Annotated in this window: 18 protein-coding genes and 3 pseudogenes; 10 read left to right on the top strand and 11 right to left on the bottom strand. The window is 69.1% G+C overall.

From position 1 onward, the window contains the following. Positions 1-3: 3 nt before the first annotated feature. The 5 genes from ACKTSN_RS08550 to ACKTSN_RS08530 form a co-directional block, all read right to left on the bottom strand. Positions 4-969 (bottom strand): HpcH/HpaI aldolase/citrate lyase family protein, encoded by a 966-nt coding sequence (locus ACKTSN_RS08550; protein ID WP_409468535.1) that lies wholly within the window; start codon positions 967-969, stop codon positions 4-6. Next, entirely contained in the window at positions 966-2,993 is a 2,028-nt protein-coding gene (locus tag ACKTSN_RS08545; protein WP_409468534.1) for a protein meaA, read from the bottom strand. The genes ACKTSN_RS08550 and ACKTSN_RS08545 overlap by 4 nt, the downstream gene beginning before the upstream one ends. Before the next feature lie 10 nt (positions 2,994-3,003). Next, entirely contained in the window at positions 3,004-4,341 is a 1,338-nt protein-coding gene (gene ccrA, locus ACKTSN_RS08540; RefSeq protein WP_409474774.1) for a crotonyl-CoA carboxylase/reductase, read from the bottom strand. 416 nt (positions 4,342-4,757) lie between these two features. Further along, complete coding sequence (locus ACKTSN_RS08535; protein ID WP_409468533.1) at positions 4,758-5,567, bottom strand: TetR family transcriptional regulator; 810 nt, start codon at positions 5,565-5,567, stop codon at positions 4,758-4,760. A 135-nt stretch (positions 5,568-5,702) separates the two neighbouring features. Further along, complete coding sequence (locus ACKTSN_RS08530) at positions 5,703-7,508, bottom strand: 3-hydroxyacyl-CoA dehydrogenase family protein (RefSeq protein ID WP_409468532.1); 1,806 nt, start codon at positions 7,506-7,508, stop codon at positions 5,703-5,705. Positions 7,509-7,910: 402 nt separating this feature from the next. On the opposite strand from ACKTSN_RS08530, the gene ACKTSN_RS08525 reads away from it, so the two are divergent. Continuing rightward, the gene (locus tag ACKTSN_RS08525) at positions 7,911-8,492 is read left to right on the top strand and encodes an adenylosuccinate lyase (protein ID WP_409468531.1); all 582 of its coding nucleotides are present in this window, start codon (positions 7,911-7,913) and stop codon (positions 8,490-8,492) included. Between the two features lie 11 nt (positions 8,493-8,503). Here ACKTSN_RS08525 and ACKTSN_RS08520 read toward each other — a convergent pair whose 3' ends face one another. From ACKTSN_RS08520 to ACKTSN_RS08510, 3 genes and pseudogenes are all read right to left on the bottom strand, one after another. Then, positions 8,504-9,034, bottom strand: coding sequence for a GNAT family N-acetyltransferase (locus tag ACKTSN_RS08520; protein ID WP_409468530.1), 531 nt, complete (start codon positions 9,032-9,034; stop codon positions 8,504-8,506). Between the two features lie 108 nt (positions 9,035-9,142). Beyond that, positions 9,143-10,705, bottom strand: coding sequence for an alpha/beta hydrolase (locus tag ACKTSN_RS08515; protein WP_409468529.1), 1,563 nt, complete (start codon positions 10,703-10,705; stop codon positions 9,143-9,145). Positions 10,706-10,841: 136 nt separating this feature from the next. After that, a pseudogene (locus ACKTSN_RS08510) lies at positions 10,842-10,985 on the bottom strand (Rv2578c family radical SAM protein); the annotation flags it as partial. Here ACKTSN_RS08510 and ACKTSN_RS08505 point away from each other — a divergent pair. Continuing rightward, positions 10,986-11,393, top strand: a pseudogene (locus ACKTSN_RS08505) (Rv2578c family radical SAM protein); the annotation flags it as partial. Positions 11,394-11,744: 351 nt separating this feature from the next. On the opposite strand, the gene ACKTSN_RS08500 reads toward ACKTSN_RS08505, so the two are convergent. Continuing rightward, a complete protein-coding gene (locus ACKTSN_RS08500; RefSeq protein WP_409467247.1) occupies positions 11,745-13,007 on the bottom strand; it encodes an IS701 family transposase in 1,263 nt (420 codons plus the stop codon). A 232-nt stretch (positions 13,008-13,239) separates the two neighbouring features. Between ACKTSN_RS08500 and ACKTSN_RS08495 the strand changes: the two genes are divergently transcribed. The 3 genes from ACKTSN_RS08495 to ACKTSN_RS08485 all read left to right on the top strand — a co-directional run bounded on the left by ACKTSN_RS08495 (position 13,240) and on the right by ACKTSN_RS08485 (position 15,291). Beyond that, on the top strand, positions 13,240-13,752 hold the full coding sequence (locus ACKTSN_RS08495; RefSeq protein ID WP_409468528.1) for a DUF4145 domain-containing protein: 513 nt from the start codon (positions 13,240-13,242) through the stop codon (positions 13,750-13,752). A gap of 709 nt (positions 13,753-14,461) precedes the next feature. Continuing rightward, on the top strand, positions 14,462-14,710 hold the full coding sequence (locus tag ACKTSN_RS08490; RefSeq protein WP_409468527.1) for a hypothetical protein: 249 nt from the start codon (positions 14,462-14,464) through the stop codon (positions 14,708-14,710). 272 nt (positions 14,711-14,982) lie between these two features. Next, the gene (locus ACKTSN_RS08485) at positions 14,983-15,291 is read left to right on the top strand and encodes a hypothetical protein (RefSeq protein ID WP_409468526.1); all 309 of its coding nucleotides are present in this window, start codon (positions 14,983-14,985) and stop codon (positions 15,289-15,291) included. 385 nt (positions 15,292-15,676) lie between these two features. Here the strand turns inward: ACKTSN_RS08485 and ACKTSN_RS08480 are convergent, their stop codons facing one another. Beyond that, on the bottom strand, positions 15,677-16,396 hold the full coding sequence (locus ACKTSN_RS08480; RefSeq protein ID WP_409468525.1) for a hypothetical protein: 720 nt from the start codon (positions 16,394-16,396) through the stop codon (positions 15,677-15,679). 264 nt (positions 16,397-16,660) lie between these two features. Continuing rightward, positions 16,661-17,014, bottom strand: a complete 354-nt coding sequence (locus tag ACKTSN_RS08475; protein ID WP_409468524.1) for a DUF6233 domain-containing protein — start codon at positions 17,012-17,014, stop codon at positions 16,661-16,663. Positions 17,015-17,071: 57 nt separating this feature from the next. Here ACKTSN_RS08475 and ACKTSN_RS08470 point away from each other — a divergent pair, with 57 nt between their 5' ends. The 5 genes and pseudogenes from ACKTSN_RS08470 to ACKTSN_RS08450 all read left to right on the top strand — a co-directional run. Further along, complete coding sequence (locus ACKTSN_RS08470; RefSeq protein WP_409468523.1) at positions 17,072-17,320, top strand: hypothetical protein; 249 nt, start codon at positions 17,072-17,074, stop codon at positions 17,318-17,320. A gap of 74 nt (positions 17,321-17,394) precedes the next feature. Continuing rightward, positions 17,395-18,645, top strand: a complete 1,251-nt coding sequence (locus tag ACKTSN_RS08465) for a helix-turn-helix domain-containing protein (protein ID WP_409468522.1) — start codon at positions 17,395-17,397, stop codon at positions 18,643-18,645. Positions 18,646-18,830: 185 nt separating this feature from the next. Then, positions 18,831-18,983: a hypothetical protein gene (locus ACKTSN_RS08460; protein ID WP_409468521.1), complete on the top strand. Its 153-nt coding sequence runs from the start codon at positions 18,831-18,833 to the stop codon at positions 18,981-18,983. Then, entirely contained in the window at positions 18,980-19,471 is a 492-nt protein-coding gene (locus ACKTSN_RS08455) for a DUF6415 family natural product biosynthesis protein (RefSeq protein WP_409468520.1), read from the top strand. Before ACKTSN_RS08460 ends, ACKTSN_RS08455 begins: the two co-directional genes overlap by 4 nt. Before the next feature lie 232 nt (positions 19,472-19,703). Next, a pseudogene (locus ACKTSN_RS08450) lies at positions 19,704-20,600 on the top strand (IS630 family transposase); the annotation flags it as partial. Positions 20,601-20,708: the final 108 nt, after the last annotated feature.

The raw sequence follows: 20,708 nt of genomic DNA, 5'->3' as shown, positions 1-20,708 counted from the left end.
GCCTTACGCCTCCGGAATCTCGAACGTGCTGGTGCGCTGCATGCCGGCGGCGCGTCCCTTGCCCGCGATGACCAGCGCCATCTTGCGGCTGGCCTCGTCGATCATCTCGTCGCCGAGCATCGCGGAGCCCTTCTTGCCGCCCGCCTCGGACGTGTAGTAGTCGTACGCGTCCAGGATCAGCTCGGCGTGGTCGTAGTCCTCCTGGGAGGGCGAGAAAATCTCGTTGGACGCCTCGACCTGGCCCGGGTGCAGCACCCACTTGCCGTCGAAGCCGAGGGCCGCGGCGCGCTGCGCGACCTCGCGGTAGCCGTCGACGTTGCGGATCTGCAGGTAGGGGCCGTCGATCGCCTGGAGGTTGTTGGCGCGGGCGGCCATCAGGATCTTCATCAGGATGTAGTGGTAGGCGTCCGCCGGGTAGCCGGGCGGCTGCTCGCCCACGACCAGCGACTTCATGTTGATCGACGCCATGAAGTCGGCCGGGCCGAAGATGATCGTCTCGACGCGCGGGGAGGCCTGCGCGATCTCGTTGACGTTGTTCAGGCCCTGGGCGTTCTCGATCTGCGCCTCGATGCCGATACGGCCGACCTCGAAGCCCATGGTCTTCTCGATCTGGGTGAGGAGGAGGTCCAGGGCCACGATCTGCTGGGCGTCCTGGACCTTCGGCAGCATGATGCAGTCGAGGTTCGGACCCGCGCCCTCCACGACGGTCACGACATCGCGGTACGTCCACTCCGTCGTCCAGTCGTTGACGCGCACGACCCTCGTCTTGCCCGTCCAGTCGCCCTCGTTGAGGAACTTGACGATGGTGTGCCGCGCCTCGGGCTTGGCGAGCGGCGCGCAGGCGTCCTCGAGGTCGAGGAAGACCTGGTCGGCCGGGAGGCCCTGCGCCTTCTCCAGGAAGCGCGGGTTGCTTCCGGGGACCGCGAGGCAGGAGCGTCGCGGACGCAGACGGTTGACGGGCGTGGTCATGCGGGGACCTCCAGGGGGTCGAGCTTGTTCGCTTTGCGGATCTCGTCGACGATGCGGCCGATGATCCCGGTGATGTCGAAGTCCTTCGGGGTGAAGACCGCGGCGACTCCGGCGGCCCTGAGCTGCTCGGCATCACCGTTGGGGATGATGCCACCGGCGATCACCGGTATATCTGTGGCACCGGCCACACGGAGCCGCTCCAGTACATCCGGCACCAGCTGGGCGTGCGAGCCGGACAGGATCGACAGGCCCACCGCGTGGACGTCCTCGGCGAGGGCCGCGTCGATGATCTGCTCGGGCGTGAGCCGGATGCCCTGGTAGACCACCTCGAAGCCGGCGTCACGCGCGCGTACGGCGATCTGCTCGGCGCCGTTGGAGTGTCCGTCCAGGCCCGGCTTGCCGACCAGGAAGCGCAGCTTGCCGACGCCGAGGTCACGGGCGGTCTCCTCGACGCGGCGGCGGACGAGCGCCATCGCGGTGCCCTCCTCGGCGGTCACCGCGACGGGTGCCGACGAGACACCGGTCGGCGCGCGGAATTCGCCGAACACCTCGCGCAGGGCCCCGGCCCACTCGCCGGTCGTCACCCCGGAGCGGGCGCACTCCAGGGTGGCCTCCATGAGGTTCGCGGTGCCCTTGGCGGCCTCCTTCAGGCGCTCCAGCGCCTTGCAGGGGCGCGGGTGGTTGAAGGGCGGCTGGTAGCGGGTGTCGCGCCAGCGCTGGAGGCCTTCGATGACACGGGCCTCGACGGCCGGGTCGACCGTCTGGATGGCCGTGTCCAGGTCGGCCGTCAGGGGATTGGGCTCGGTCGTCTCGAAGATGTTGACGCCGACGATCTTCTCCTGACCGGACTCGATACGAGCCCGCCGCTCGGCGTGCGAGGCGACGAGCTGCGACTTGAGGTAGCCGGACTCGACGGCGGCCATCGCGCCGCCCATCTCCTGGATACGGTCGATCTCCGCGAGGGACTCCTCGACCAGCTCGTCGACCTTCGCCTCGATCACCTTCGAGCCCTCGAAGATGTCCTCGTACTCCAGCAGGTCGCTCTCGTGGGCGAGGACCTGCTGGATGCGCAGCGACCACTGCTGATCCCAAGGGCGGGGGAGACCCAGGGCCTCGTTCCAGGCCGGGAGCTGGACGGCACGCGCGCGTGCGTCCTTCGAGAGGGTCACGGCCAGCATCTCCAGGACGATCCGCTGGACGTTGTTCTCCGGCTGCGCCTCGGTCAGACCGAGGGAGTTGACCTGGACGCCGTACCGGAAGCGGCGCTGCTTGGGGTTCTCGATGCCGTACCGCTCGCGCGTGACCTTTTCCCAGATCCGCCCGAACGCCCGCATCTTGCACATCTCCTCGATGAAGCGGACGCCCGCGTTCACGAAGAAGGAGATACGGGCCACGACGTCCCCGAACTTCTCCTCGGGAACCTGCCCCGAGTCGCGTACGGCATCGAGAACCGCGATCGCGGTGGACATCGCGTACGCGATCTCCTGGACCGGTGTGGCGCCCGCCTCCTGCAGGTGGTAGCTGCAGATGTTGATCGGGTTCCACTTCGGGATGTGGGAGACCGTGTACGCGATCATGTCCGTCGTCAGCCGGAGTGAGGGCCCCGGCGGGAAGACGTGTGTCCCCCGCGACAGGTACTCCTTGACGATGTCGTTCTGGGTCGTGCCCTGGAGCTTGGTGATGTCCGCGCCCTGCTCCTCCGCGACGACCTGGTAGAGCGCCAGCAGCCACATGGCCGTGGCGTTGATGGTCATCGAGGTGTTCATCTGCTCCAGGGGAATGTCCTGGAACAGCCGGCGCATGTCACCGAGGTGCGCGATCGGCACGCCGACCCGGCCCACCTCGCCGCGGGCGAGGATGTGGTCGGAGTCGTAGCCGGTCTGCGTCGGCAGGTCGAACGCCACCGACAGACCCGTCTGCCCCTTGGCGAGATTGCGCCGGTACAGCTCGTTGGACGCCTCGGCCGTGGAGTGACCGGCGTAGGTGCGCATGAGCCACGGCCGGTCCTTCTGACGCTCAGTCATGCGACGCCTCTCAGATGTTCCGGAAGCGGTTGATGGCGTCGATGTGCTTGGCGCGCTTCTCGTGGTCGCGCACGCCCAGGCCCTCCTCGGGGGCCATGCACAGCACGCCGACCTTGCCCTGGTGGAGGTTGCGGTGCACGTCGTAGGCGGCCTGGCCGGTGTCCTCCAGGGAGTACACCTTCGACAGGGTCGGGTGGATCTTGCCCTTCGCGATGAGCCGGTTGGCCTCCCAGGCCTCGCGGTAGTTGGCGAAGTGCGAGCCGATGATCCGCTTCAGCGACATCCACAGGTAGCGGTTGTCGTACTCGTGCATGTAGCCCGAGGTCGAGGCGCAGGTGGTGATCGTGCCGCCCTTGCGGGTGACGTAGACGCTCGCGCCGAAGGTCTCGCGGCCGGGGTGCTCGAAGACGATGTCGATGTCCTCGCCGCCGGTGAGTTCGCGGATGCGCTTGCCGAAGCGCTTCCACTCCTTGGGGTCCTGGGTGTGCTCGTCCTTCCAGAACTTGTAGTCCTCGGCGGTGCGGTCGATGATCGCCTCGGCACCCATGGCGCGGCAGATCTCCGCCTTCTGCGGCGAGGAGACGACACAGACCGGGTTGGCGCCGCCCGCGAGGGCGAACTGCGTGGCGTACGAGCCGAGGCCACCGCTCGCGCCCCAGATGAGGACGTTGTCGCCCTGCTTCATGCCGGCGCCGTTGCGGGAGACCAGCTGCCGGTACGCCGTGGAGTTCACGAGCCCGGGGGCCGCGGCCTCCTCCCAGCTCAGGTGCTGGGGCTTGGGCATCAGCTGGTTGGACTTGACCAGGGCGATCTCGGCGAGGCCGCCGAAGTTGGTCTCGAAGCCCCAGATGCGCTGCTCGGGGTCGAGCATGGTGTCGTTGTGGCCGTCGCTGGACTCCAGCTCGACCGACAGACAGTGCGCGACGACCTCGTCGCCCGGCTGCCAGGCGTTGACGCCGGGGCCGGTGCGCAGGACGACACCCGCGAGGTCGGAGCCGATGATGTGGTACGGCAGGTCGTGACGCTTGGTGAGCTCGCTGAGCTTGCCGTAGCGCTCCAGGAACCCGAACGTCGGCAGTGGCTCGAAGATCGAGGTCCACACCGAGTTGTAGTTGACCGAGGAGGCCATGACGGCCACCAGGGCCTCGCCCGGGCCGAGTTCAGGCACCGGCACGTCGTCCAGGTGGATCGACTTACGGGGGTCCTTGTCGCGGGTACTGAGGCCCGCGAACATCTCCGTCTCGTCCTTGTGCACGGTGATCGCGCGGTACGACTCGGGGAGGGGCAGAGCGGCGAAGTCGGCCGGCGTCGAGTCCGGCGACTGGATCGCGTCCAGGATGTCCTTCACGGTCACGGTGTTGCCTCCGGCGATACGCGCCCCGAGGGAAGGGCGCTGAGGGTTACGTCGGTGCTGCTGAGAGGGTTGGGTTGCCGTCGGTTCGGCGGGTGGTGCTGTTCGGCAGCGCTTTGTGGCGCGGGAGGTTGCCTGTGACGCAGGCGTCCGGGCGCGCAGGCCGTCGGCTTGCGGGGACAGCCGGCGTACGAAAGGTCGCTGCACGCCGGCCGCCCGGACAACATCAACGTATGGCACGCCGTGTCACCTGGCAAGGCACTGGGTGCCAGAAGTTTCGCTCAGACGAAATCTTTACGTAACAAATGAGCGATGATCGATCGTGTGGGGGCTGGGAAACGGGCGAAAGAGGGCTCCGGCATGCCAAAACGGCCACCCCGGTGGGGTGGCCGTTGTCACTGCGCTGCGGGCGCTCAGCGGTCCCGGAGGGCCTCCTCGATGGTCCGCATGACCTCGTCCAGCGGAGCGTCGGTGCGGGCCACCGTCACCAGCACCTCGCCCTGCGCCGAGACCGAGGCGGGGGGCGGCTTCGGCGCCGCGGAGCGTCCGATTCCGATGCCCGCCCCGAACGTCTTCCGCACGATCGCGAAGGCATGGTCGAGCTGTGCCTCCACGTCCCCCTGGCCGCCGGCCCGCAGCCAGCGCCGCAGCACGTGGTTGTGGGCGGTGACCACGGCGGAGGCGGCGACCTCGGCCAGCAGAGGGTCGTCGTTGGCGTCGTCGTCGTGCGCGTGCTCGTCGAAGTGGCCGAGCAGATAGCGGGTGAAGAGGCGCTCGTAGCGGGCCACCGACGCGATCTCCGCCTCGCGCAGGGTGGGCACCTCGCGCGTGAGCTTGTAGCGGGCGACCGAGATCTCCGGCCGTCCCGCGTACATCTTCATGACTTCCTTGATCCCGCGGCACACCGTGTCGAGCGGGTGCTCGTGCGCGGGTGCCGCGTTGAGCACCGCCTCGGCCCGGATCAGGGTGTCGTCGTGGTCGGGGAAGATCGCCTCTTCCTTCGAGCGGAAGTGGCGGAAGAAGGTGCGGCGGGCGACCCCGGCCGCGGCCGCGATCTCGTCGACGGTGGTCGCCTCGTACCCCTTGGTCGCGAACAGCTCCATCGCCGCGGCCGCCAGCTCCCGGCGCATTTTCAGCCGTTGGGCGGCGGCGCGACTGCCTGCGGCACTCTCCGGTGCGTCGGGCGCGGCTGGTGTACGTGAGGACTTGGCGGGCTGGGACATGCCCCGAACGTACTGCATGTGCGCAGCTCGATGCGCAGGTCCGGGGTTTCCCCCGCCCTGGAAGGGCGGGGGAAACCGGCCGGGTCGAGCAGTCCGCCCCACTCCGCGCCCGCGCGAAACCAGTCGCCGGGACGCTCAGCGGCGGGCATATTCGCGGAAGCCGCGGCCCGTCTTGCGGCCGAGGCAGCCCGCGGCCACCAGGTGCTCCAGGAGCGGCGCCGGGGCGAGGCCCGGGTCGCGGAACTCGCGGTGCAGGACTTTTTCGATGGCCAGCGAGACATCCAGGCCGACGACGTCCAGCAGCTCGAAGGGGCCCATCGGGTAGCCGCCGCCCAGCTTCATCGCCGCGTCGATGTCGTCGAGCGACGCGTAGTGGTCCTGCACCATCTTGATCGCGTTGTTCAGGTACGGGAAGAGCAGCGCGTTGACGATGAATCCGGCCCGGTCACCGCAGTCGACGGCGTGCTTCCTGATGGCGGAGCAGACCTCGTGAACCGTCGCGTGGACGTCGTCCGCCGTCAGCACCGTCCGCACGACCTCGACCAGCTTCATCGCCGGCGCCGGGTTGAAGAAGTGCATGCCGATCACGTCCTGCGGACGCGAGGTGGCACGGGCGCAGGTGACGACCGGCAGCGACGAGGTGGTGGTCGCCAGGACCGCGCCCGGCTTGCAGACCTTGTCCAGCGTCGCGAACAGCTGCCGCTTGACCTCCAGGTCCTCGGCGACGGCCTCGACCGCCAGGTCGACGTCGCCGAAGGCGTCGTACGAGCCCGCCGGCGTGATCCGGTCCAGCGTCTGCGCCGCCGCCTCCGCCGTCAGCCTGCCCTTGTCGACGGAGCGCGCGAGCGACTTGCCGATCCGGGCCTTGGCGGCCTCGGCCTTCTCCGCGCTGCGGGCGGCGAGGACCACGTCGTAGCCCGCCTTGGCGAAGACCTCGGCGATGCCGGACGCCATGGTGCCGGAGCCCGCGACGCCGACCGAGCGGACCGTACGGCCCGGCGTCCGGGAGTCGCCGGACCGCGGCGTCAGTGCGTCGGGCACGACGGTGGCGCTGCCCGGAGCGTCGTAGGTGTAGAAGCCGCGGCCCGACTTACGGCCCGTCAGGCCCGCCTCGCTGAGCTGCTTCAGGATCGGCGCGGGGGCGTGCAGCCGGTCGCGGGACTGCGCGTACATGGCGTCCAGGACGGTGCGCGCGGTGTCGATGCCGATGAGGTCGAGCAGAGCCAGCGGGCCCATGGGCAGCCCGCAGCCGAGTCGCATCGCCGCGTCGATGTCCTCCCGGGAGGCGTACTTCGCCTCGTACATCGCGGCCGCCTGGTTGAGGTAGCCGAACAGCAGCCCGTCGGCGACGAATCCGGGCCGGTCACCGACCGCGACGGGCTCCTTGCCGAGGTCGAGGGCAAGGCTGGTGACGGCGCTGACGGCAGCGGGCGCGGTCAGCACCGAGGAGACGACCTCGACCAGCTTCATCGCCGGCGCCGGGTTGAAGAAGTGCAGCCCGAGCACACGCTCGGGACGCGCCGAGTCGGCGGCCAGGCGCGTGACGGACAAGGCGTTGGTGCCGGTCGCGAGGATCGTCTCCGGGCGGACGATCCCGTCCAGTTCGCGGAAGATCTGCTGCTTGATCTCGTACGACTCCGGCGCCACCTCGATGACCAGGTCGGCGTCGGCCGCCGCGCGGAGATCGGTGGCGGTACGGACCCGGGCGAGGGCGTCCGCGCGCTCCTGCTCGGTCAGCCGGCCCCGCTCCACGGCGCGGGCCGTGAAGGCCTCCAGGGCGGCGACGCACCGGGCGGCCTGAGCCTCGCTGACGTCGATACCGACGACCTCGCGACCGGCCTTGGCCAGGACCTCGGCGATACCGGTGCCCATGGTGCCGAGGCCGACGACGGCAACGGTCTTGAGCGGGGACAGAGGGGTGTCGGACAGGGGAGTGGCCATCGCGGGACTCCTGGAAATGAGGGTGACGTCTGGGAACGCGACCGGGTGCGCCGAGGGGCGCACCGGGTGCGTGAGGAGTGCGGGTGGTGCCGGGCTGCAAGCGCACACGCCCGGTGCCGGCATGGGGGTCCCCCCGCTCGAGCGGAGCCGAGAGTGGGGGAGGACGTGCACACGTCCGAGGAACGGTGATGCCGACCGGCCCTGTCCCGTGGCCGAGTCGTACTCAGGTACGTGATGTACCGAACCGACTGCTCTCCCGACGGCTGCGTCACCAAACCGTCGCGAGGAGGGGCGGGTGGGTAACCCGCTCGTCTGAGCTTAACCCGCGGGTAACGAGCGCGCCAGTCCTCTGTCGTTGTGATGTGGGTCCCCCGAACCGAGATCGTTTGTACCCTCGGCGTCATGGACGAAGAGTTGCGATCGCTCACGGAGCGCTTACGGCGGGAGTCGGGCGCCACCACGGCGTACGAGCATCTGGTGGCGACCGAGGACCACGAGGAGCTGGCGAGTGTGCTCACCGCGGCGGAGCGGCCGCTGTGGGCCAGGGAGCTGGCCGCCTTCCGGCTGGGGCTGGCGGGCGACCGGCGGGCCTTCGAGTCCCTCGTCCTGCTCCTCAACCACCGCGACCCACCGCGTTGCGCCTCCGCCGCCCATGCCCTCGCCCGCCTCGGCGATCCGCGCACCGCCCGCGCCGCCGCCGCGCTCGCCACCAACGAACTGCGCGTCGCCTACGCCCTGCACCCGATCCGACTCCTCGTCGAACTGCGCGCCCCGGAGTCGGTGCCCACCCTGATCACCACGCTGGAACGACGGCTGCGCCCCCACGACCCTTACCGCCGCGTGGCCCTGGCCTGCGTGGAGGGGCTGGGGGTGCTCGGCGACGCCCGGGCCCGACCCGTACTGAACGAAGCCCTCGCGCACCCGGCGCTCGCCGAGGCCGCCGTGGCCGCGCTGGCCCGCATGCCCCGGCCACGGCAGAGGTGATGCCCGCCGGGTCACTCGACGCGGGTCAGCACCCGCACGTACCGCACCTCCGGCACCTCGGTCCCGGCCACCTCGAACGGCTCCTCGGCCCCGTCCGCACGGAATCCCGCCCGCTCGTAGAAGCGCCGCGCGAAGGCGTTCTCCTTGAGCACCCAGAGGAGCATGCGGGCGTGTCCGGCGGCCGTGCACTGCTGTACCGACTCGGCCAGCAGGGCCTGCCCGATGCCGGCGCCGTACCGCTCGGGATGCACGTATATCGCGTACAACTCGGCGTCGGCCGTGCGGACTTGGCCGTCGCGGTACGGGCCGTGGCAGGCCCAGCCGAGCACGTCGCCGTTCAGCTCGGCGACCAGGTTCACCACGCTGCCGTCGCCCTGGGCGAGGCGGGTGCGGTGGCGCTCGGCGTCCTCCGCCACGTCGAGCGCGTCGAGATACTCCTGCGGTATGAGGCCCCGGTACGCGCTCTGCCAGCCGCCGATGCGGATCTCGGCCACGCGGTCGCAGTCGGCGACGGTCAGTTCCCGGATCCGCAGGCCGCTCACGCGCCCACCACCGCGAACGCCTCGATCTCCCACGGCAATCCTGGTCGGCTCACTCATGCGTCCATGGTGGACCATGGGTCTGACAACGCCCCCGACGGGCCGGATCACTCAGCCCCGGAAGCCCAGCAGCCTGTGCAGCGTCGAACCCCGGGTCGCGCCGGACGCCCTGGTGGTCAGCGGCTTCGGGTCGGGCAGTGCCCTGCACACCGCGTCGACCCCGCCGCTCCCGCGCGGCACCGTGCCGTCGGTCAGATAGGCCGCCAGGTGCTTGTCCAGGCAGGTGTTCCCGCTCAGCGTGATGCCGTGGTTCCCGCCGCCCGCCTCGACGACCAGGCTGGAGCGGTGCAGCAGCCGGTGGACCGTCGCGGCACCCTGGTACGGGGTGGCCGCGTCGTGCGTCGCCTGGAACAGCAGGACCGGCGGCAGGTGGCCGTTGGCGATGTTCACCGGCCGGAGCGAGTCCGTCGGCCAGAACGCGCACGGCGCGTTGTACCAGGCGTTGTTCCAGGTCAGGAACGGCGCCTTCTCGTACACCGCCCAGTTGTCCTTGCTCCACTGGCGCCAGTCACGCGGCCATGCGGCGTCCCGGCACTGCACCGCGGTGTAGATGCTGTAGCCGTTCTCGTCGGAGGCATCCACGGCCCCGAAGTCCTCGTACGCATCGACCAGCGGGTCCGGATCCTTGTCGTTGACGTACGCCGCGAACGCCTCGGCGAGGTGGGGCCAGTAGCCGTTGTAGTAGCCGCCGGGCAGGAAGGTGTCCTCCAGTTCGGCGGCGCCGACCGTGCCACGCGCGGGTTTCCTGGCCAGCGCCGCGCGCATCGCGTACCACCTGGCCTCGACCCGGGCCGGGTCGGTGCCCAGCCGGTAGGTGGCGTTGTGCTTGGCGACCCACTTCATGAAGGCCCGGTGGCGGTCGTCGAAGGCGTGGTCCTGCGCCAGGTTGTTGTCGTACCAGACGCCGGTGGGATCGACGACGGAGTCCAGGACCGCACGACGGACCCGCTCCGGGTGCCGCCTGGCGTAGACCGCGCCCAGGTACGTGCCGTACGAGTAGCCGAAGTAGTTGATCCGCTCCGCACCCAGCGCGCGCCGGATCCAGTCCATGTCCTCGGCGGCGCTGACCGTGGCGAGGTACGGCAGCACGCGCGCGTACTTCTTTCCGCAGGCGGCGGCGAAGGACTTCGCGCGCGCGAGGTTGGCCGTCTCGGCGGCGGGCGTGGCGGGCCTCGGGTCGGGGCGCGCCGGGTCGAAGTGGCCGGGCCCGCAGTTCAGCGCCGGTTTGCTCGCGCCCACCCCGCGCGGGTCGAAGCCGATGACGTCGTACTGCGCCGCAACCGACTTCGGCAGGGCGGACGCGACGAATCCGGCGAGGGTCAGGCCGCTGCCGCCGGGACCGCCCGGGTTGACCAACAGCGGGCCCTGGTACCTCTTCGCGGTGTGCGGGACGCGGGACAGCGCCAGCGTGATCTTCTGCCCGTGCGGGTTCGCGTGGTCGAGCGGCACCTTCAGCGACGCGCACTGGAGCGTCGGGTAGTCGGTGGTGCCGCACTTTTTCCACGCCGGCCCCGAGGGAGCGGCGCGCGGGGCGCTCGCCTCGGCGGGGACTGCCGTGAGGGTGCCGGCCACGACGAGCGCGGCGCCGCACAGCACGGCTGCGCGTTTGTTCATCGGGTCCTCCCGGGACGGAGGGTTGCGGGGCCGCGCATCCCACGGCCCTCGCCGCATCGTCCCGAACGGAACGCCCGGAAGAACATATTCTGATCATACTTGACCCGATTGGGTCGATGGTTGCGCTCGAACGCTCTCAGATCAGCGAGAGTTGGGTCGGCCCGGGCAGGTCCGCAGGCGTCGGCTCGGGTTCCCGGATCCGGCGCGGCATACCCGCGCGGGTCGGCCCGATGCCGTACTCCTGGGCCAGCTCGTGGACCTGACGGGTGATCCGGCGCTTTGGCGGGGCGAGCACATCGCGATGGGCACCAACGTCGACTGCTACCAGCGCGCCGAGGGCCGCTACCGCCTGATGTCGGGCATCCTCGCCGCCCTGCGCGACCACGCGAACCCGTTCTCGATCCTGACGAAGGGCACCCTGATCCTGCATGACCTGGACCTGCTGACGCAGGCCGCCCGGGTGACGGACGTCGGCATCTCTGTCTCGGTCGGTTTCACCGACACCGAGCTGTGGCACACCGTCGAGCCGGGCACCCCGGCGCTGGAACGCCGCCTGGACGTCGTACGGACCCTGGGAGAGCACGGGATCGGCTGCGGTGTACTGATGGCGCCGGTGATCCCGTTCCTGAGCGATCAGCCCGCCCAACTGCGGGCCACCGTGCGGGCGATCGCCGCCGCCGGGGCCACGCCGGACCGCGCTGCTTCGGCTACACCGCCGACGGCAGCGCGCTGCGACGACGCCGGCGACTTCTGCCCCAACGACCGCTCGGCGCGCGCGACGGCGCGCGCCGCCGAACCGCAGGGAGCGAGCCAGTGAGAATGCCCGCGCCGCTCACGATCCCCGCGCGCCGCGCCATGGTCGAAGAGCTCATGCGCCAGGAACCGGGTATCAGCGCCAGGAACATCGCTGCTCGCCTAGTAGGGCTTTGTTAGGTCCTGTGGTGGGGTTCGGGTGCTGGTGCGGGTTGGCCGCATATCGAGCAGGCGCCGGTCCAGGTGGCCAGGAGGGCCTGGAGTTCGCGGAGGACCGCGTAGAGGGTCAGGCCGGCGCAGGGGCTTTTGGGTCGAGCCTGAGCATGGTGCAGAAGGCCTGGGCGAGGGACGCGAGGGTGACGTGGCGGTGCCAGCCGAGGTAGTTGCGGCCCTCGAAGTGGTCCAGGCCCAGACCGTCCTTGAGCTCGCGGTAGTCGTGCTCAACTCGCCATCGGATCTTGGCGATTCGTACCAGTTCGCGCAGTGGGGTGTCGGCGGGAAGCGTCGAGAGCCAGTAGTCGGTTGGCTCGGCGGAGTCGGGTGGCCACTCGACGAGCAGCCAGCAGTCGGGCAGGGAGCCGTCGGCGGCGCGGCGGATGGTGCGGTTGGCCGGTCGGACCCGCAGGGCCAGGAACTGCGAGCGCATCTCGGCGTTCGGGTTGCGTCTGGTGGCCTTGCTGCCCTGGCGCCAGGTGACGGTGCGGGTGGCCGCTCGGCCGACGGCCAGGGCCAGGGCGCGCAGGGTGGTGTGCGGTTGGGGGTAGGCGGACACGGGAGGGCGGCCCTGCCCGGAGTACGGCGGGCGTTGGGGTGTGGCATTGCCGGGGTGCGCGGTCGTGGTGGCTTTGACCGCGACCGCGTAGGTCAGGCCGCGCTCGGTCAGGCCCTCGCGAAAGCCGGTGGCGTCGCCGTATCCGGCGTCGGCGGCGACCGGAAGGTCGGGCAACTCCCAGTTGTCGCGCACCTCGTCGAGCATGTCCAGCGCCAGGCGCCACTTCTCCCGGTGCCGCTCGGTGTCCGGGATTCCCGCCTTGGCGCGGCGGCGCCGGATCGCCTCGGCCATCAGCGCGTCCTCGCCGTACTTGGTGTCGTCCCAGCTCTCGGGCAGGAACAGGCGCCAGTCGACAGCCGATGACGCACGGTCACTGACCAGGTTCACACTGACGCCGACCTGGCAGTTGCCGCGCTTACCCAGGGCGCCGCAGTACATCCGCGCCACCCCCGGTGAGTCGTAGCCGTCCTTGGGGAAGCCGACATCATCGATCGCGTACGCCTCGGGAGAAATGTGCGCGGCAGCCCAACGGGCCAGCCGCTCACGGACCTTGGAGTAGTCCCAGGTGGACGATGAGACGAACTGCTGCAGCTGCTGGTGGTCCACGCCCAGGCGCTCGGCCATCGGCTGCATGGACTTGCGCTTGCCGTCCAGCATCAGCCCGCGCAGATACAGCTCGCCCTTGGCCCGCTGGTCCCGACGCGCCAGCGAACCGAGCATCTCCGCCGCGAACGCCTCCAGGCGCGGGCGGACCGTCTCCATCTCCTCAGGTGTCACACCTGACAGAACATCACAATCTACCTGACGATGATCAATCGGGGTACCTAACAAAGCCCTACTAGGCGTCGGCAAGGACACGATCCGCCGGGACCTCGCCGAGATCCGCCAGGCGCAGAGGCCCGTGTACATGGCCGCCTTCCGGTGCGCCAACGAGAACTGCCAGCGTCTGTCAATCGGGTGGGCCGCCATTCCCAGGCACGCTTCCGGGACGCCCAAGCAGCTGCTGGCCATGGCAGAGCTGGAGTGGGAGCCGGTGAGAGCGCGCCGACCGGGCTTCCCTGACGTGCCGCCGGAGATCGCCCAGACGGCCAGCGAGGCTCACGCGTGCCTCAGCATCGGAGCCGCTCGCGGAGCGGTCGCCCTGGCACGGGCCGTCGTGGAAGCATCGGCCAAGGCCAAGGCCAAGGCCAAGGGCATCACCGTCAACGGCATCATCGGCAAGATCGACGCCCTGCGTGATGACGGGATCATCAGCCCCCTCACTGCGGAGGCGAGCCATCAGATCCGCAGGGACGGCAACAGCATCGCCCACGGCGACATCGGCGATGAGCCCATATTGCAGGACGACGCTGAAGCCATCCTGGAGTTCATGGACGCACTGCTGGACGAGGTCTTTCAGCGCCCCGCCAAGCTTGAGCGCCTCAAGGAGCGGCACGAGGAGCGGAAGCAGGCCAACGGCGTGAACTCCCAGACGTCACCGGGCCGCAGTGGCGCCGACTTTGGCGGCTCAGCCGCGACGTGAGCGCTCCCGCGAGCCCCGCCTAGGCAGGCGGGGCTCGCTACGTCAAGTAGGTCGGCCCACGGGCCCTGACCCCGGCGAGGCTGCCGTAAGCCTGAAGAGCGGCCCCTGTCACTCCGCCCACCGAGGGGCCCGGTTGCCCTGCCATGGCTGGGTGCCCCGGCCGGCTCGGCCGACCTCCCACCGTCGTGCTTCATGCCGTGGAACCAGGCAGCGTTCAGGCCCAGGTGTGTCGTGGCATCGAGGAACCGGCGGTAGACCTGAGCGCGGTCCTCCGAGTTTCCTGTGCGGACTACGCCCACAGGCCGGTACCGATTGATGACCGCGCCAGCGGCGGTCCCCGCAGCGCGGATGAGAGAAGAGCTCACTGCTGGATCCATGCCGTGGTCCTACCACGGAGCAGCCCCGACGGTGGGGGCAACCTACGTATTGCGAGCAGGGGCAGACCCGTCACGGGGGGAAACGAGCCTGCCCCTGCACGATGGCGCCCGCGTACCTCCCCCCGGAGGGTCGGCGCCCTGACCCCGATCGGGGTCACTCTGCTCAGCGCACCATGCGACTGGAGTGTCACGGGTGACCGCTGATGGTTGCAAGGTCAACACCCATGTGGACGGCGGCACTTGCGAACGTCACAACCACATCACACCCCCTCCACAGTCGGCGCACCGCGCGTCACAATGCGCGTGCCCGACATCAGCGCAGGGGGGAAGCAATGTCCGAGTACAGGGACGTGCAGACGGCCGTCAGAGTCGAGAAGTTCCGCATCTGGTTCGCCTGGGCCACCGGCACCTTCATCCTGCTCGCCATCGCCCTCGCCACCCAGGACGTCCGCATCGTCAGCGTCGCCACCCAAGTGCTGCTCGTTGTCGGCTTCCTTCTCCTGACCTTTACCGCCGTGCGGATGAGCAACGCTCTCAACCGCAAGGCTGTGGCCGCACGTCGTGAGGTCCTCGGCGACTGACGCTTGCCCTCCACGTGTCGATCGCGGGCGACCAAACTGCGGGCATCCGCCCAGATTAGGAACGAGGACAAAGGCTCATGGCTCTATTCCAGCGTGGCAGGAAACGTGACGTAGCGCGGATGGAGGCTGTGGCGCGCGGGTGGTGGCCGTAGGTTCCGCAGACCTTCCCCGACGGCTCACCATTTCCCGCCCGTGAGCCATACGAGGAGGTCCTCGCGATCGCCCTTCAGACCGTACGCAATGGAGGCCCCGCCTGGCTCCTTGCGTTCTGCATGAAGGTCCTCGCTCACTTCGCGACGCTGACCGAAGTCCCGTTCTACAAGTTGAGCTTCGTGGCGGGGGAGGTGCCGGAAGCCCGTAAGCAACTTCTTGCAGCGGGCATGAGAGCCGAAGAGCGGGCGATCGCAGACGCGATGCTCTTGGCGTTCGACTTCCATCAGAAGGCTGGTCACCGCCTGGTCCAGAACGTCGACCCGGAAGGGAGCGTCCTCGACGTGGACGACGCCGGGAACCTGCTCGACGAACATGGGAACATCCTGGCGACAGCTGAGCAGGGTCGAGCAAGCTGGCCAGAGAGCTGAGGGGCAGTTACACAAGCCAGGCACACTGAACACGTGACCACCCCGCGCACCGGACATGACGGCCGGCCCCTGGTCGCTACTGCCCCATGGGCTGTGGCACTCGGCTGCCCGCTCCAAACCGTGACGTACGAGCCTGCCGTATAGGCGCAGTCTGCCTCCGCCGCTTCGCGCAGCGGGGGCTTATTCGCATGCCTGCGCGCCCGGGGCGCGGTTACGGTGGACGTGTCCAGGCGCGCAGGCTGCGGCTACTTCCTTGTGCAGGCGCCCGCTTGAGTGCGGGCGGTTGCCGCTGCCGACCTCGATCTCTGGGCGTTTACACACAAGCCCCTGCGACACCAATGGGACAGGGGCTCACCTACCGGTACATTCTGTGAGCCCGGCAGGCCTATCCGCAGGCGTCGAGATCCGACGTTTCATACTTCTGGTCAATAAGGTCAGGCACCTTCACGATCCTCTTTTCCTCCTCGTCGGTGACCCTGCCGAACTCGGCGACCCTGGTGATTGACCGGTCGGGATTCAGCCACCAGTTATTTCCCCTGAAATCCGAGAATGCAAGGCTGAAGTCAAGATCTGTGCGCACTTTCTCACTATTCTTGGCGCCGTCGATCTGTACCGTGATACGGCTACACGGAGGAATATCGCCAGGCAAGTAGGACTGCTTAATGACGTCATCTTCAATGCCCTGGAGTGCAACGTCATAGATGGGGCTGAGGCCGCGATTTTCAATCGCTACGAACTCGGGTTTGTCTTCGGTCTTCCACCGAAAATACCAGACCACCTTGCTGACGGTGGAAAGGATGACCTCGCGCTCACTGACCCGTGCCGCCTTGTCCTGCGTCTCATTCGCGTTCAGTTGAGACCGATACGTCAATCCAGAGATGACCAAAGAGGCGATGGCGAAAAGGGCGGCGGCGATCGTGGCAATGGTATTGACTCGTTGGTACCTCTGTTCCCAATGAGATGGTGTAGTAGAGGGGCTACCGCCCCCTCCCGAGCTCCCACTCGTGCCGCCCCCTGATCCCGCGGGAGGCTGGGCAGCTGGCGCGTGCGCACCTGCGTTCTGGGGCGGGACACTCGATGATTGGTTGGAGCTGGCAGCGCTCAACTCATCCTCCTTGTCGCTGGGTTGGCGTGCGGAGGATCATGTTAGAGCGGCGCATAGGCGGCGCGTGCTCTTTCGAATGCGCACCGTCGGGCACGGGCCGCCCGCCACGGGGATCAGGCGGACGGCTGCGCCACGTCGTAGCCCGGACGCGTGATCTGCTCTTTCGCCTGGCAGGCGGGGCAGTGACCTGAGCGTTGCGCCCGTATCGGCACGTCAGTCTCTGGCAGCGGGCGCACGGTCCGAAATCGGGAAGCCGGACAGCGCCTACTCCAGAACGCCCAGCGCCGTATCCGGACGGCAGTACTGGCACGTCGGCACCTGATGCCGCAGCGCGTCGAGCGCTTCGGCGCGCCCGACCGGGCGGCACCGCCCGCTCTGCGCGGCCGCCCAGCAGTCCCCTGTGTGCACGGCATCCGCGTTCCGCCGGTTCAGGCCGTACTGGAGCAGCCACTCTGGCGGGGTCGGTTTCTGTGCCTCAGCTTCGCGCCGCTCCGCCTCTCGGCGCTCTTCGTCCGCGATCCACCGGTCGATCTGTGCCAGGCCTGCCGTCGCCTGTTGCACGAATACGCGCCGGGCGAAGTGCAGCAGCTCCAGGCGGGACGGCAGATCTTCACTCACGCGTTCGAGCCTACGCCGGCTTGCGTGAAAAATCGAACACACGCTCTAATCGGGTGTATGGCCAGACAGCGAGTGGACCACCTCACCGACCAGCAAGAACGCATCGTGCAGTGCATTCGGGAGTGGATCACGGAGCATGGGGAGGCGCCGACCGTCGTGGAGATTGGCCGGGCGGTTGGGCTGCGCGGCCGGGCGTCCGTCCACGAGCAGCTGGTGAAGATCGAGGAGAAGGGCGCCATCGTCCGCGAGCCCGGACGCGCGCGGCATCCGGCTCGCAGGGGAGCGTCAAGCGGGAATGCGCGTTAGAGCGGAGCCTCACATGAGACCGGCCCTGCCCCTACTCTGGCAGTGACGAAGCTGCTAGGAGGGGCAAGGCCGTGATGTCTCAAGATGCTACCCCGGACCCGTACGCCGATCCGCTGAAGTTCGGTCAGCGGGTTCAAATCCTGCGCGAGCGCCGGGGGATGACCCAGTCGCAGGTCGCTGATCTGCTGGGTATGTCACCGCACACGTACCGCAAGATTGAGAACGGACAGCAGAAGGCACCCGGCCTTGAGACGGTCCTGCGCATCGCCGAGGTACTCCGGGTTCGCGACCTTGCTGACCTGACAGGACGGCCGGAGGCACACATTGACCTGTTCATCGGCCCCGGCCACCCGCGCCTCGCTTCCGTGAAGGCAGCCATCGACAGCTTCCCGCTCACCGCGGGAGTTGAGCCGCCGCCCGTGGCACACCTCGAGGCCCGGCTGCACGCTGCGTGGAAGGCACGGCACGCGTCGAAGAACCACCGCGAGGCGATCGGCAAGCTGCTGCCCGACCTGATCCGGGACGCCCAAGCCCTTGTACGGCACGCCGACAGCGCTGCCGAGCGGCGCGAGGCACAGTCCCTCCTTGCCCAGACGTACTCGCTGTCGCAGTTCTTCATCGCCTACCAGCCCGACAGTTCCCTGCTCTGGAGGGTCGCTGAGCGCGGCATGATCGCCGCCCAGGAGAGCGAGGACCCGCACACCATCGGCGTTGCTTCCTGGCTGCTGGCGCAGGCCCACCGCGACAGCGGACCGAGGCATTACGAGGCGGCCGACTCCGTCAACCGCGAAGCGGTCCGGTTCCTGGAGCCTCTACTGCCTGACGCCCCGGACGATGTGCTGGCGATCGCCGGCGCCCTGGAGTTCGAACTTGGCTACACCGCGGCCCGCCGAAGGGAGACCGGTACGGCGTGGCGGCACTGGGACAAGGCGAACGACATGGCTGCGCGGCTGCCTGCCGAGTACTACCACCCGGTCACCAGCTTCAGCCGGGCCGTGATGGGCGCGCACGCGGTGACCGTGGCTGTCGAGCTGCACCAGGGCGGCGAGTCCGTCCGGCAGGCAGCCAGGGCAGACCAGAGCGTCATCAAGTCCCGCCCGCGGCGCGCCCGGCACCGCATCGAGGAAGCGAGGGGCTACCAGCTCGACAACCAGCCCGACGTCGCCGTCGCGTCGTTGGAGAAGGCGTACGAGGCCGCGCCTGAGACGATCCGTTACAACGGCTACGCCAGGGTGATCCTCTTGGAGGAGGTGGAGTCGACGCAGGCTCCCCGTCGTCGCCGGGCCGCCGAACTGGCGGAGAAGGTAGGCATCCTGGCTGCCTGAGAGTAGCGACCGGATTACGGTCGGCGGCACCGCACGGGCGCCCCTATGGTCAAAGCGTTAGACCCCGGCGAGGTGGTGAGACCTCCCGGGGCATGGCCAACGCTACGTAGGAGCGTCGACATGCCGAACGTTACTGCCCCACCCCCGGGGCGCGCACAGGGCGCCAAGATGACCATCGAGGTGTTGTGTACACGGTCAGCCGGGACGGGGTCGTGGTGAGCCCGCCGCGCGCCACGGTCAGCGTGCCGCACGGGTACGAGCCCGCCCTCGAAGCGCTCAACACCCAGCTCGCGCCGTGCGCCTGCCCCGTCCACCGCCAGGCGGGAGCTGCCCAGTGAACGCCACCCGCGACGAGACCGAGACTCCCGCGCAGTCCACCGCCACGATGCGCGCAGCAGCGACCTGGCTCCTGGACCAGCGCACGGTGCCGCGCCACCAGAGCGTGAAGCTCTTCAGCCAGGGCTTCCACGACTACCTGGGGCAGCTGATCCCGCAGATCGAGCAGCTCGCCGAAGTCCTGCCCCCGGAAGACGTTCCGGCGAAGGTGGCACTGGCCGCTGTCGGCGAGGCCCGGCGGCGTCTGGAGGAGCCCGAGGCTGCGGGCCTCTACGGCGAGGTCGACCGTGTCAGGCGGCTCGCCCGGTCCGTCGTAGCCCTGTGCGACCACTACGACGCGCTGACCGGCGTGGCGATGTGCCTGGTCTGCGACAAGCCGATCGAGGCAGGCGACGCCTGGGTGCCGTACGACAAGGTCAGCCCCTCCGGCGGCGCGGCACGGGCTGGCCGGATCCACTGCCGCTGCGCGAACGCGCCCCGCCGCCGCTGACCGGCCGCCCTGCCCCGGCGCGAAGGGGCCCCATGGCGACCGCAGGGTCAGGGTCGCGCCCCGAACGCCCCGCCCGTCGGTGTCCCGCAAGACTCCGGCGGGCGGGGTCCGCAAGCCCCCGCCCCGGCCCCAACCCTGGACAGGTCGAGCTCGGGGCGGGGTCCTCCCAGTACGGCACGACGCCCTAGTGTCCTGCGCCTGAAGTTCGTTGAATATGTGTAGCCTTGCGCGCATGGCGCGCATGGGACGGCCGGTGGCCGAGGTGACGTTGACCGACGACGAGCGCGAGACGCTGGTGTGTTGGTCTCGGCGGGCGACCTCGGCTCAGGCTCTGGCTCAGCGGTGCCGAATCGTGCTGGGCTGCGCGGAGGGAAAGTCGAACCAGCAGGTGGCCGCCGAACTGGGCATCTGGCCGCAGACGGTGGGCAAGTGGCGCCGCCGTTTCCTGGAGTCGCGCCTGGACGGTCTGGCGGACGAGCCGCGTCCCGGCGCCCCGCGCAAGATCTCCGACGAGGAGGTCGAGGCACTCGTCGTGGCTACCTTGGAGCGCACCCCGAAGGACGCCACGCACTGGTCGCGAGCCTCCATGGCGGCCGAGAGCGGCTTGTCGAAGTCCACCGTGGGGCGGATCTGGCGGACCTTCGGCCTCAAGCCGCACCAGGTGGACACCTTCAAGCTGTCCAACGACCCGCAGTTCGTCGACAAAGTCCGCGACATCGTCGGCCTCTACCTCGATCCGCCGGAGAAGGCCCTGGTCCTGTGCGTCGACGAGAAGTCCCAGATACAGGCGCTGGACCGCTCGGCACCGGTGCTGCCGATGATGCCGGGCATGCCCGAGCGCCGGACTCACGACTACGTCCGTCACGGCATCACCACCCTCTTCGCCGCTCTCGACGTGGCCACCGGTGAGGTGATCAGCTCCATTCACCGCCGCCATCGAGCCGCCGAGTTCAAGAAGTTCCTCGCCAAACTCGACAAGGAGGTGCCCGCTCACCTCGACGTCCACCTGATCTGCGACAACTACAGCACCCACAAGGCCCCGACCATTCGCAAGTGGCTCGAGGCCCACCCCCGCTTCCACATGCACTTCACGCCCACCTACTCGTCCTGGCTCAACCAGGTCGTGCGACACGAAAGCCGCTTGAGAAGAGCGGACTCACCGAAGGAGGATCGACTGATGTCGAAGGTGTAGCTCCCGAGCCAGTGCACAGGGCTCGTTCCCGCCTCAGCGTGCGTC

It is taken from the genome of Streptomyces flavusporus, assembly GCF_046267975.1.
GTDB lineage: Bacteria > Actinomycetota > Actinomycetes > Streptomycetales > Streptomycetaceae > Streptomyces > Streptomyces flavusporus.
Note: the sequence above shows the minus strand (reverse complement) of the source record. Positions and strands in the feature narration are given on the sequence as shown.